This is a genomic window from Pseudomonas sp. GW460-12-10-14-TSB1, assembly GCF_017349775.1.
Lineage (GTDB): Bacteria > Pseudomonadota > Gammaproteobacteria > Pseudomonadales > Pseudomonadaceae > Aquipseudomonas > Aquipseudomonas piscium.
In genome coordinates this window covers 133,672-145,765 of the sequence record NZ_JACNAC010000008.1, presented here as the reverse complement: position 1 = coordinate 145,765, position 12,094 = coordinate 133,672, and the positions used below count along the sequence as shown (strand labels likewise).

General features: G+C 63.4%; 10 protein-coding genes. All 10 read right to left on the bottom strand.

Translation table 11 applies throughout. The annotated features are described in order from the left end of the window. Positions 1-10: 10 nt before the first annotated feature. Positions 11-1,492 (bottom strand): anthranilate synthase component I, encoded by a 1,482-nt coding sequence (gene trpE, locus J4D52_RS08115; protein ID WP_025807376.1) that lies wholly within the window; start codon positions 1,490-1,492, stop codon positions 11-13. Between the two features lie 70 nt (positions 1,493-1,562). Then, positions 1,563-2,381 (bottom strand): phosphoglycolate phosphatase, encoded by an 819-nt coding sequence (locus tag J4D52_RS08110; RefSeq protein ID WP_063433199.1) that lies wholly within the window; start codon positions 2,379-2,381, stop codon positions 1,563-1,565. After that, on the bottom strand, positions 2,378-3,052 hold the full coding sequence (gene rpe, locus J4D52_RS08105; protein WP_063433200.1) for a ribulose-phosphate 3-epimerase: 675 nt from the start codon (positions 3,050-3,052) through the stop codon (positions 2,378-2,380). Before rpe ends, J4D52_RS08110 begins: the two co-directional genes overlap by 4 nt. 80 nt (positions 3,053-3,132) lie before the next feature. After that, positions 3,133-4,281 carry an iron-containing alcohol dehydrogenase gene (locus tag J4D52_RS08100; protein WP_025807373.1) on the bottom strand — a complete coding sequence of 383 codons (1,149 nt, stop codon included), beginning with the start codon at positions 4,279-4,281 and terminating at the stop codon, positions 3,133-3,135. Between the two features lie 132 nt (positions 4,282-4,413). Further along, complete coding sequence (locus tag J4D52_RS08095) at positions 4,414-5,238, bottom strand: ABC transporter permease (RefSeq protein ID WP_025807372.1); 825 nt, start codon at positions 5,236-5,238, stop codon at positions 4,414-4,416. A gap of 13 nt (positions 5,239-5,251) precedes the next feature. Beyond that, positions 5,252-6,499 carry an ABC transporter permease gene (locus J4D52_RS08090; protein WP_102676387.1) on the bottom strand — a complete coding sequence of 416 codons (1,248 nt, stop codon included), beginning with the start codon at positions 6,497-6,499 and terminating at the stop codon, positions 5,252-5,254. A gap of 69 nt (positions 6,500-6,568) precedes the next feature. After that, positions 6,569-7,612, bottom strand: a complete 1,044-nt coding sequence (locus J4D52_RS08085) for an ABC transporter substrate-binding protein (RefSeq protein WP_063433201.1) — start codon at positions 7,610-7,612, stop codon at positions 6,569-6,571. A 44-nt stretch (positions 7,613-7,656) separates the two neighbouring features. Continuing rightward, positions 7,657-8,781, bottom strand: coding sequence for an ABC transporter ATP-binding protein (locus J4D52_RS08080; RefSeq protein WP_009051151.1), 1,125 nt, complete (start codon positions 8,779-8,781; stop codon positions 7,657-7,659). A 232-nt stretch (positions 8,782-9,013) separates the two neighbouring features. Next, positions 9,014-9,643 (bottom strand): response regulator transcription factor, encoded by a 630-nt coding sequence (locus tag J4D52_RS08075; protein ID WP_025807370.1) that lies wholly within the window; start codon positions 9,641-9,643, stop codon positions 9,014-9,016. Between the two features lie 55 nt (positions 9,644-9,698). Further along, entirely contained in the window at positions 9,699-12,092 is a 2,394-nt protein-coding gene (locus tag J4D52_RS08070) for a PAS domain S-box protein (protein WP_063433202.1), read from the bottom strand. Positions 12,093-12,094: the final 2 nt, after the last annotated feature.

The window sequence follows — 12,094 nt, the reverse complement described above, 5'->3', positions numbered from 1 at the left end:
GTTTTCCGGCTCAGCTATCGGCCGTCTGCTCGGCCAAGGCCACAGCGCGGAACATGGCGCGACGCTTGTTCAGGGTTTCTTCCCATTCCAGCGCCGGCACCGAGTCGGCGACTATGCCGCCACCGGCCTGCACATGCAGTTCGCCATCCTTGATCACCGCCGTACGAATGGCGATGGCGGTGTCCATGTTGCCATTCCAGGCGAAATAACCCACAGCCCCGCCATACACACCGCGCTTGACCGGCTCCAGCTCGTCGATGATTTCCATCGCACGGATCTTCGGCGCGCCGGACAAGGTGCCTGCCGGCAAAATCGCCCGCAGCGCATCCATCGCAGTCAGCCCAGCCTTCAACTGGCCAGTGACGTTGGAGACGATGTGCATCACGTTGGAATAACGCTCGATCACCATCTTCTCGGTGAGCTTCACCGAACCGATCTCGGAAACCCGCCCGGTGTCGTTGCGCCCCAGGTCGATCAGCATCAGGTGTTCGGCAATTTCCTTGTCGTCGGAGAGCAGATCCTTCTCCAGCGCCAGGTCCGCCTCTTCGCTGGCGCCCCGTGGACGGGTGCCGGCGATCGGGCGAACAGTGATCAGGTTGTCTTCGACCCGCACCAGCACTTCCGGCGAACTGCCGACGACATGGAAGTCGCCGAAGTTGAAGAAGTACATGTAAGGCGTCGGGTTGAAACAACGCAGGGCGCGATACAGGTCGATCGGCGCCGCCTTGAAGTCGATGGACATGCGCTGCGACGGCACCACCTGCATGCAGTCGCCCGCCAGGATGTACTCCTTGATGGTGTCGACGGCACGCTCGTAGTCGCCCTGGGTGAAGCTGGAGCGGAACACCGGGTCGGCCGCCTGCTGCTTGCTGAAGTCCAGGCCAGGACGCGGAGTGATGGGCTGGCGCAGTTTCTCCAGCAACGCTTGCAGACGCGCCTGGCCTTGCTCGAAGGCATCGTCCTGGGACGGATCGGCGAGGACGATGGCGTGCATCTTGCCGGCGAGGTTATCGAACACCACCACGGCGTCGGAGACCATCAGCAGAATGTCCGGTACGCCGATCGGATCCGGGTTCGGGCATTTGCCCAGGCGCTTCTCCACATAACGCACACAGTCGTAGCCGAAGTAACCGACCAGGCCACCATTGAAACGCGGCAGGCCCGCGATGGTCGGCACCTGGTAGCGCGCCTTGAATTCTTCGACGAACGCCAATGGATCGGCCACGTCATGGCTTTCGGTCTCGACACCATCGACGGTCACGCTGACATGGTGGTCATGCACCCGCAGCACGGTGCGGCAGGGCAAACCGATGATCGAGTAACGGCCCCACTTCTCGCCGCCCTGCACCGACTCCAGCAGGTAGGAGTTGGGCTGGTCGGCCAGTTTCAGGTAGATCGACAGCGGCGTGTCGAAGTCGGCCAGGGTTTCGCAGGCAAGCGGGATGCGGTTGTAGCCGGCAGCGGCCAAACGCAGGAATTCTTCGCGGATCATGGGGTGCCTCGTGGCTTGAGGTTCTGACAGTCAGGTATGCAAACGCGCCGGAAGACCGGCCAGGAACAAGTCAGGCGCGCCAACGCCAGCGGGCCAGGGCCTTGATGACTTTCATCCAGAGTTTGCGAGTGACCACCACGATGGCGTTTCCAGGAGGGGATTGAACAGCGTCGGGCAACGTTATCTCAGCGGCCGGATCCAGGCAACCGGGAATTAGCTGGCGCAGATCGTCGATCACCAGGGTCGGCATTTCCTCGGCAATCGGCCGTCCGTGGTTGTAGCCATAGCTCAATGCCACGCACTTCACGCCCGCGGCTTTCGCCGCCTGCACGTCGCTGCGCGAGTCACCGACGAACAGCGATTGCGAGGCCGGGATACTGGCCATTTTCATGACGAAGAACAGGGCGGCCGGGTCGGGCTTCTTCTGTGGCAGGGTATCGCCACCGATGATCCAGCGGAAATAGCGGCCGATCTTCATCTGATCCAGCAAGGGGGCGACGAAACGCTCCGGCTTGTTGGTGATCAGCGCCATTTCGACGCCCTGCTTGTGCAGCCATTTGAGGGTGTCGCGCACGCCGGGGTAGACCACGGTCAGTGCGTGGCCATCCTCATAGGCGCTGTTGAACAGCTCCAGCCCGCGCTCCGCCTCGACATCGTCGACGCCCTGCGCCGCGATGTCGTTGGCCAAGGCCCGGCGCACCAGCATCTGCACGCCGTTGCCAACCCACTCGCGCACCGATTCGATACCGGCAGGCGGGCGCCCCAGTTTGAGCAGCATGTCGTCCACGGCCGCCGCGAGGTCGGGAACCGAATCGACCAGGGTGCCATCCAGGTCGAACATCACCAGCCGCGGCAGACGCCCCGGGAACAGCTGCTCGAAACCACTCATGGACGAGCCAGCGCCAGTTCGGCGCGCATCTTCTCGATCACTTCCTGGTAGTTCGGCGCATTGAAGATCGCCGAGCCCGCCACGAAGGTATCGGCGCCCGCGACAGCGATTTCGCGGATGTTGTTCACATTCACCCCACCGTCGATTTCCAGGCGGATGTCGCGACCGGAAGCATCGATCAGGGCACGGGCCTCACGCAGCTTGTCGAGGGTACCCGGGATGAACTTCTGGCCACCGAAACCCGGGTTGACGCTCATCAGCAGGATCATGTCGACCTTGTCCATGACGTACTTGAGCACGTCCAGCGGGGTCGCCGGGTTGAACACCAGGCCGGCCTTGCAGCCGCCTTCGCGGATCATTTGCAGGGAACGGTCGACGTGCAGCGTGGCTTCCGGGTGGAAGGTGATATAGGTGGCGCCGGCTTCGATGAAGTCGCCGATGATGCGGTCCACCGGGCTCACCATCAGGTGGGCGTCGATCGGCGCGGTGATGCCGTACTTACGCAGGGCGGCGCAGACCATCGGGCCAATGGTGAGGTTGGGTACATAGTGGTTGTCCATGACATCGAAGTGCACGATATCGGCGCCAGCGGCGAGAACATTGTCCACTTCCTCGCCCAGGCGGGCGAAATCGGCGGAGAGAATCGACGGAGCAATTGCGAAGGGCTGCATGACGCACCTTTTTGAGCAGAAATCACGGTGGCGCGCATTGTATACCTCATGCTTTGGCGCGCGCACCGTGACTGCGATGATCAGTAAGCCGCGCGATAGATCTTCTCTATATCGCCCGGACTCAACCTGCGCGGGTTATTGCGCATCAGGCGCTCGATCCCCGCGGCCTCCACCGCCATGGACGGAATGGCCTCCTCCGGTACCCCGAAGCTGCGCAGCCCCGATGGAATCTCCACCGCGGCGCAAAGCTGGGTCATGGCCTCGACGGCCTTGTCGGCAGCCTCGGCCGCGCTCAAATGAGCGGTATTCACCCCCATGGCCTCGGCGATATCCTGCATGCGCTCGACACAGGCCATCTTGTTCCAGGTCATGACGTACGGCAGCAGCAAGGCATTGCTGACGCCATGACCGATGTTGAAACGCCCGCCCAGCGGATAGGCCAGGGCATGCACCGCACCAACCCCGGCGTTGCCGAAGGCCATGCCGGCCATCAGGCTGGCGGTGGCCATGTCTTCACGAGCCTGCAGGTGGGCAGGATTGGCGTAGGCCTTGGGCAGCGCCTGGACGATCAGCCGGATGGCACCAATGGCCAGGGAGTCGGTGATGGGTGAGGCGTTGAGCGACAGGTAGGACTCGATGGCATGCACCAGGGCATCGACACCGCTGGCGGCAGTGACGCTGCGCGGGCAGGTCAGGGTCATTTGCGGGCTGACCAGCGCCACATCCGGCAACAGATAGTCGCTGACAATGCCCTTTTTCAGCTGCGCGACCTTGTCCGAGAGAATCGCCACATTGGTGACTTCGGAGCCAGTGCCGGCCGTGGTGGGGATGGCGATCAGCGGCGGCCCCTTGCGCGGCACCTGGTCGATACCGAACAGGTCTTCCAGCGCGCCGTGATAACCGGCGTAGGCCGCGACACTTTTGGCGATATCGATGGCACTGCCGCCGCCCAGGCCGATCAGCCCGTCGTGCCCGCCTTCGCGGTAAACCTGCATGCAGTCTTCGACGATGGCGATTTCCGGATCGGGCAGCACCCGGTCGAAAATCTCGTAGTCACGCCCGCCCAGCTGCGCCAGCGCCAGCTCCACGGTGCCGGACTTGACCAGCGCGGCATCGGTGACGATCAGCGGGTTATCGACATCCAGGCGGCTCAGTTCGGTGGACAGTTGCTCGATGGCGGCAGAACCAGTGAGCAGTTTGTGGGCGATTTTGAAAGAGGAAAGACTCATGTGCGCGGCCTCTTATAAAGGTGGGAGCTGGCACAAGAGTAGCTGGGGATTCGGGGTTGTCTGCTATTTCAGCGATGAATACCGCAACAGACCGCTCCCCCGACCGGCGCGGGAGCGATCTGGCCGGGGCTGTCAGACCGAGGCGGTGCGCAGTTTTTCGCTGCGACCGCGCAGCCATTCCAGGGTCAGCAGCAGAATCACCGAGAAGGCGATCAGCAGCGTCGCTGCGGCGGCGATGGTCGGGCTGAGGTTTTCGCGGATACCGCTGAACATCTGCCGAGGCAAGGTGGCTTGCTCGGGGCCGGCGAGGAACAGCGTGACCACCACTTCATCGAACGAGGTGGCAAAGGCGAACAGCGCGCCGCTGATCACCCCCGGCGCGATCAACGGCAGGGTCACCCGGCGGAACGCCGTCAGCGGCGAAGCACCGAGGCTGGCCGCGGCCCGCACCAGGTTCTGGTTGAAGCCCTGCAAGGTGGCCGAGACCGTGATGATCACGAAAGGCACACCCAGCACGGCGTGGACGATGATCAGCGAGAAGAAGCTGTTCCCCATGCCCAGGGGCGCGAAGAACAGGTAGCTGGCCACGCCGATGATCACCACCGGCACCACCATCGGCGAAATCACCAGCGCCATCACCAGCGCCTTGCCGGGGAAGTCGCCGCGGGTCAGGCCGATCGCCGCCAGCGTGCCGAAGACCATCGCCAGCACCGTCGCCGCCGGGGCGACGATGATGCTGTTCTTCAGGGCGCGCATCCATTCCGCCGAGCCGAAGAAGTCGTGATACCACTGCAGCGAGAAGCCTTGCAGCGGGTACACCAGGAAGCTGCCCGAATTGAACGACAATGGCACTATCACCAGCACCGGCAGGATCAGGAACAACAGGATCAAGCCGCAGAGAATCCGCAAGCTGTAGAACCAGACCCGCTCGACGGGCGACATGTAAGGGCTCAGCATTTCGATTCTCTCCTTAGCTCAGGCGCAGGCGACTGGCGCCCACCAGCCAGCTGTAGATCAGATACAGCACGATGGTCGCCAACAGCAGCAGGCCGCCCAGCGCGGTCGCCATGCCCCAGTTGATGCTGGTGTTGGTGTAGAAGGCGACGAAGTAGCTGACCATCTGGTCGTTCGGGCTGCCCAGCAGCGCCGGGGTGATGTAGTAGCCGATGGCGAGGATGAATACCAACAGGCAACCGGCGCCGACGCCGGCATAGGTCTGTGGGAAATACACCCGCCAGAAACTGGCGAACGGGTGGCAGCCGAGGGAAATCGCCGCGCGCATATAGGTCGGCGAGATGCCTTTCATCACGCTGTAGATCGGCAGGATCATGAACGGCAGCAGGATGTGCACCATGGAGATGTAGACCCCGGTGCGGTTGAACACCAGCTCCAGCGGCTTGTCGATCACGCCCATGGCCATCAGCGCACTGTTGATCAGGCCGCCCGATTGCAGCAGCACGATCCACGCCGCCACACGCACCAGGATCGAAGTCCAGAACGGCAGCAGCACCAGAATCATCAGCAGGTTGCTCTGGCGCGCCGGCAGGTTGGCCAGCAGGTACGCCAGCGGGTAAGCCAGCACCAGGCAGATGCCGGTAATCACCAGGCCCATCCAGAAGGTCCGGGCGAAGATATCCAGGTAGATGGCCTGGTCAGGGGTCGCCGGGGCGATCTCCCCCAGGTCGTCGATCCGATGGTCGACGGCGGCCAGCAGGTAGAACGGGGTCAGGCTGCTGGTATTACGGCGTACCGCCTGCCAGTAGGCCGGGTCGCCCCAGCGCTCGTCGATGGCTTCCAGCGCTTCCTTATAGGAAGCCGGCTCCTCCTTGAACGGCAGGGAACGAGCGGTTTTGGTCAGCAGGCTGCGATAGCCGGCCAACTCCATGTTCAGTCGCTTGGACAGGTCGCCCAGGGTTTGATGCTTGCGCGCTTCGGCCAGGTCTTCGCTCAGCGCCTTGTACACCGGCTCGGCCGGCAGGCCGCGTCCGTCCCAACCGGCCACGGCGACCACGGTGCGCGGCATGCCTTCGACCACTTCCGGGTTGCCGACGCTCTTGTACAGCAGCGCTGCGATAGGCACGAGAAACACCAGCAGCAGGAACAGCACCAGAGGCGCTATCAAGGCTTGTGCCTTCCAGCGGTTGACCCGCTCGGCACGCGCCAGGCGCTGCTTGAGGCTGGGGCTGGTGACCTCGTTCAGGGGAACGCTAATGGCCATGACGAACTCCGCAAATCTTTAAACGGTAACGGCGTCACCCACGGGGTGACGCCGCCCATGCATGACGCCTTACTTGGCCGCCCACGAGTTGAAACGCTGCTCCAGCTGCTCGCCGTTGTCAGCCCAGAAGCTGACGTCGATCTGCACCTGGTTGGCGATGTTTTCCGGGGTGGTCGGCATATCTTTCAGGATGTCCTTGGCCAGCAGCGGGACTGCCTGGGTGTTGGCCGGACCGTAGGCGATGTTTTCCGAGTAGGTCTTCTGCTGCTGCGGCTGCACCGAGAACGCGATGAATTTCTTCGCTGCTTCGGCGCGGGTCTTGTCCAGGCCCTTCGGAATGGCCCAGGCGTCGAAGTCGTAGATACCGCCGTTCCACACGACCTTCAGGTTGCTTTCCTTCTGTACTGCGGCGATCCGGCCGTTGTAGGCCGAGCTCATGACCACGTCACCGGAAGCCAGGTACTGCGGCGGCTGGGCACCGGCTTCCCACCACTGAATGCTTGGCTTGAGCTCATCGAGCTTCTTGAAGGCGCGATCCTGACCGTCCTTGCCGGCCAGCACCTTGTACACATCCTTGGGGGCCACGCCGTCGGCCATCAGGGCGAATTCCAAGGTGTACTTGGCGCCCTTGCGCAGGCCGCGCTTGCCCGGGAATTTCTTGGTATCCCAGAAATCCACCCAGCTGGTCGGCGCGGTTTTCAGCTTGTCGGCGTTATAGGCCAGGACGGTCGACCAGACGAAGAAACCCACGCCGCAAGGCTGGATCGCGCCCTTGACGTAATCCTCGGCCTTGCCGAACAACTCGGGATCGAGTTGCTCGAACATGTCTTCGTCGCAACCGCGGGACAGCTCCGGCGATTCAACCTCCACCAGGTCCCAGGACACGCTCTTGGTGTCGACCATGGCTTTGACCTTGGCCATCTCACCGTTGTATTCGCCAGCGACTATCTTGCCGTTGCCTGCCGCCTCCCAGGGGGCATAGAAGGCTTTGACCTGAGCCGCCTTGTTCGCCCCGCCAAAGGACACCACGGTCAGGTCCGGGCCCGCCGCCATCGCGTGCGCCGCGCCCATCAGGCCCAATGTCAAAGCGGTGAATTTCAGGGATCTCAACATTTATTGTTCTCTCCACGTGCAGGGTTGGTGAAGCAAGGGGGCGATCAATGCGCCTCTAGAAGTGGGTCGAGCGCGCGAACGTGCTCGACCTGCCAGCCAAGCGGAACCACATCGCCCACCGCCAGCGCAGGATCGAGCTCGGCAATCGGCTGTTTCACGAAGAAGTCGGTCTTGCCACAGACTTCCAGGCGAACCCGGACGTGGTCGCCCAGATAGATGAATTCCGCCACCCTCCCTGAGAAGCGGTTGACACAGCTTTCGCTGGAGCCGTTGAGGCTCACGCGTTCCGGACGAATCGACAGGGTCACCGGCTCGCCGGTCTTGCCGACGTTGACCGCCAGCGCCTCGACCTTCTCGCCACGCCCCAGCTCGACCACGCAGCGGTCGCCGCTGTGGCTGTGCAGGCGGCCGTTGAGACGATTGTTCTCGCCGATGAAGTTGGCGACGAAGGTGTTCTTCGGCTCTTCGTAAAGGGTCCGTGGCGGGGCGATCTGCTGGATTTCGCCCTGATGGAATACCGCGACCCGATCGGACATGGTCAGGGCTTCGCCCTGGTCGTGGGTCACGTAGACCACGGTGACGCCGAGGCGCTGGTGCAGGTGCTTGATTTCCATCTGCATGTGTTCGCGCAGCTGTTTGTCCAGCGCGCCGAGGGGTTCGTCCATCAGCACCAGCTGCGGCTCGAACACCAGCGCCCGGGCCAGGGCCACCCGCTGCTGCTGGCCACCGGACAGTTGCGCCGGATAACGCTGGGCGAAGGACTCGAGCTGGACCATGCTCAGCACGCGTTTGACCCGCTCGCTGATGTCAGTCTTGCTCAGGCCACGCACCGACAGCGGGAACGCCAGGTTCTCGGCTACGGTCATGTGCGGGAACAACGCATAGTTCTGGAACACCATGCCGATATCCCGCTTGTGCGGCGGCACGTTGTTGATCGCCCGCCCGGCCAGCTGGATCTCGCCGGCGGTCGGGGTCTCGAAGCCGGCCAGCATCATCAGGCTGGTGGTCTTGCCGGAACCGGATGGCCCGAGCAGGGTAAGGAACTCGCCTTTGCGAATTTCCAGGTTGAGGTCTTTGACGATCAGGTTTTCGCCGTCGTAGCTCTTTTGCACACCACGGAAACTGACCAGTACATCACTCGCCCCAGCGCTTGAATCGACCTCGCTCATACCCACACCTTTTGTTTTTTGACGGCTGTGGACTAAGCCTAGTGGAGGCCGCAAGCCGCGCAAATCGGGGGGTATGAGAGATTGGCCTCAGCCGGATGGAAGGTTCCTTGTAGGGATTGCCCTACAAGGATGGCGCGATTGGACAAGTCCCCGCAGAGGCCCGACGGGGATCATGGCCATGAGCCGGTTTGAGTGTCGCAAATGAATATGTCGCGGCTGGCAGCCCTCGCAATCAAAGCAGCTTGTGTTCCATCGCGTACTTCACCAGCTCGGCCAGGGAGGTGATGTTGAGCTTCTGCATCAGCCGCGCCTTGTGGGTACTGATGGTCTTGCTGCTCAAGGCCAGCTGCTGGGCGATATCGTTGACGTTGGCGCCCTGGGCCAGCCGCTCGAACACGGAAAACTCGCGCTCCGAAAGCAGGGAATGCAGGGGCCGGGTATCCGTCAGACCGACTTCGAAGACCATCCGATCAGCCAGTTCCGGATCGATATAACGCCCGCCCGCCGCCACCTTGCGGATCGCCGTCAGCAGCAGCGCCGGGTCGCTGTCCTTGGTGGCATAACCGGCCGCCCCGACCTTCAGCGCCCGGGCCGCCATCTGCGCTTCATCGTGCATCGACAGCACCAGGATCGCCGGCGGATTGTTCAGCGCGCGAATCCGCGGGATCGCCTCCAGGCCGTTGACGCCAGGCATGGAAATATCCAGCAGCACCACCTCGCAAGGCACGTGGCGCAGGGTTTCCAGCAACTGCTCGCCATTGCTCGCCTCCCCCGCCACCGTCAGGTCCTTGGCCAGGCCGATCAACTGCTTGATGCCTTCGCGAACGATGGTGTGGTCTTCGGCTACCAGTACACGGATCACAGCTCGTACCTCTTCTTATTAGTGATGTTCTCTGCAGCAGTGAGTCTGCTCGCGCCTACAGGTCCAGCGGCACAGTAACGCTCAAGGTGGTGCCCTCGCCCAGCTGACTGTCCAGGGTCAGGCTGCCGCCCATGATCAGTACCCGCTCGCGCATGCCCACCAGACCGAAGGACGTCGGCCGCCCGGCCTCGACCACAAAACCCTGGCCGTCATCGCTGATGGTCATGCACAGCTGGTCGTGCTCGAGACTCAGGGTCAGTTCAACAGTATGCGCCTGTGCATGGCGCATCACGTTGGTCAGCGCCTCCTGGAGGATGCGGAACAGACCGATGGCCTTGGCGTCGCTGAGCACCGGCAGATTGTCCGGTACCTGTACCAGACAAGGAATCTGCGTGCGCGCCTCGAAACGCCGCGCCTGCCACTCGATGGCCGACGCAATCCCGGCATCGAGAATCGGCGGGCGCAAGGCCGTGGCCACATCCCTCACCAGCTGGAACAGCTGGGCGATCAGGCGTTTCATGCTATTCAGGCGCTCGTGCAGCCCCGGATCGAGCTGCGCGTAGGCCAACTCGCACATCGAGGTCTCCAGCTTGAGCACCGTAAGCATCTGCCCCAATTCGTCGTGCACCTCCCGAGCGATGCGGGCCTTTTCCTCTTCGCGCACGCTTTCCAGGTGCGCCGACAGCTCGCGCAGTTGCTCCCGGGAACTGGCCAACTCCAGTTCGATACGCTTGCTTTCGCTGATGTCCCAGACGATGCCGTCCCAGACATAGGCGCCGTCCTCGAGCTGGCGGGTGATGGCCTTGATTTCCGCCCAGCGCTGTTCGCCCTGCCGGGTCAGGATCCGCCCCTGCCAGGACCAGTCGCTGTCGGTATCCAGGGCATGGTCCTGGGTCTGGTGATAGCTGGCCCGGTCCTCCGGGTGCACCAGGCTGCGCAGCCCTATGTCGCGGTGGCTGAGGGTTGCCGGGGAGTAACCCACCAGGCTCTCGCTGCCTTCGCTGATGTAGGCGAAATCGATCTGCCCGGTCACCGGCGCCCGCTCCAGGCGGAACACCAGCCCCGGCACGTTGGCGGCGATCCCCTGCAACCGCGCTTCACTTTCCTGCAGGGCGGCCAGCGCACGACGGCGCTCGGTAACGTCAGTGAGATAAACCACCAGGTACTCGCCATCGCGAAAGCGCAGAAAGCTCAGCGACACATCGGCCGGCAGGATGCTGCCGTCGGCGCGGACACACTGGGTCTCGAAGCTGGGCGGCGCGTCCTCGCTGGCCCGGGCGCGCTTCCACAGGCCAAGCCAGCGATCCATGTTCAGGTTGGGTTCGAAGTCGCTCAACGGCCGGTCGACCACCACCCCCGGCGCATAGCCCAGCATGCTTTCAGCCGCGCGGTTGGCGTAGCGCACATGACTGTCCCAGTTGACCCAGAGAATGCCCACCGTACTCTGGTCGATGGAAAACTGGGTCAGGCGCAAGGCCTCTTCACTGGCCTCGCGCCGGGCCAGGTCCTCGCGGGTGGTCAACAACCGCTGCTCGAGCGCCTGTTGCTGGCGACGCTGCCAGATAACGATGGCGATGCTCGCCAACAACAGCACAGCCAGCAACAGGCTAAGGTTCTGCCAGAAGCCGCGGGACTCGCTCAGCCGCGGATACTTGGGCTGCAGCCAGCGATTGTGCAGCTGCTCCAGGTCCTTGGCGGCGATACCATGCAAGGCGCGCTGCACTATGTCCGCAAGCTCGGGCCAGTCGCGCCGGGTCGCCACCCGCAGCAGTTGCGGCAGGCCAATATCGCCCACCACCGCCAGGCCGGCGAACTCCGGCTCCGCCGACAAACGACTGAGCTGCGCCTCATCGATCACCGCATAACGCGCCTGCTGGCTGAGCAGCAATTGCAGGGCCTGGCGTTCCAGGGGCACGCCCTGCAGATTGAGGTTGGAATAGGTCGCGCGCAGGTAGTCCGCCACCGCGCTGGGCATGCGCACCGCCACGCGGGTCTGGCTGTCGAGCTTCTCCAGCTCCACCGCGCCGGCGCCCTTCTGCTCGCCGACCACCAGTTGCGGCACGCGCATATAGGGGTCGGAAAACTGCCAGAGCCGCAGGCCGGCCGGGGTCTGGCTCAGGCCCGGGGCCATGTCGACTTCACCGGCGCGCACCGCGGCTTCCAGCTGCGCCTGATCGGCAAAGTTGCGCCAGCTCAACTCGACCTTCATCGCCCGGGCCAGCCACTGCATCAATTCGATATTGGCGCCGGACAAGCGTTGCAGCCGCCGGTCGTACTGGGCGTAGGGAGCCTGGAGCACCACGCCGACCCGCAGTTCCCGGTGCTGCTCCAGCCACTGCTGCTGAGTAGGGTTCCACTGCGCCTGGGCGATATGCGGCGCAGGCACCGCCCAGGCCATCAAGGGAAGGCAGATACAGCCGATAACCAGCAGGCAGCGAAAACGCATCATCT

Excerpts from the sequence above, each read along its gene's own strand:
- J4D52_RS08095 (WP_025807372.1), bottom strand. The coding sequence starts at position 5,238 with ATGCTGAGCCCTTACATGTCGCCCGTCGAGCGGGTCTGGTTCTACAGC.
- J4D52_RS08090 (WP_102676387.1), bottom strand. The coding sequence starts at position 6,499 with ATGGCCATTAGCGTTCCCCTGAACGAGGTCACCAGCCCCAGCCTCAAG.
- J4D52_RS08085 (WP_063433201.1), bottom strand. The coding sequence starts at position 7,612 with ATGTTGAGATCCCTGAAATTCACCGCTTTGACATTGGGCCTGATGGGC.
- J4D52_RS08100 (WP_025807373.1), bottom strand. The coding sequence starts at position 4,281 with ATGAGTCTTTCCTCTTTCAAAATCGCCCACAAACTGCTCACTGGTTCT.
- trpE (WP_025807376.1), bottom strand. The coding sequence starts at position 1,492 with ATGATCCGCGAAGAATTCCTGCGTTTGGCCGCTGCCGGCTACAACCGC.
- rpe (WP_063433200.1), bottom strand. The coding sequence starts at position 3,052 with ATGCAGCCCTTCGCAATTGCTCCGTCGATTCTCTCCGCCGATTTCGCC.
- J4D52_RS08070 (WP_063433202.1), bottom strand. The coding sequence starts at position 12,092 with ATGATGCGTTTTCGCTGCCTGCTGGTTATCGGCTGTATCTGCCTTCCC.
- J4D52_RS08080 (WP_009051151.1), bottom strand. The coding sequence starts at position 8,781 with ATGAGCGAGGTCGATTCAAGCGCTGGGGCGAGTGATGTACTGGTCAGT.
- J4D52_RS08110 (WP_063433199.1), bottom strand. The coding sequence starts at position 2,381 with ATGAGTGGTTTCGAGCAGCTGTTCCCGGGGCGTCTGCCGCGGCTGGTG.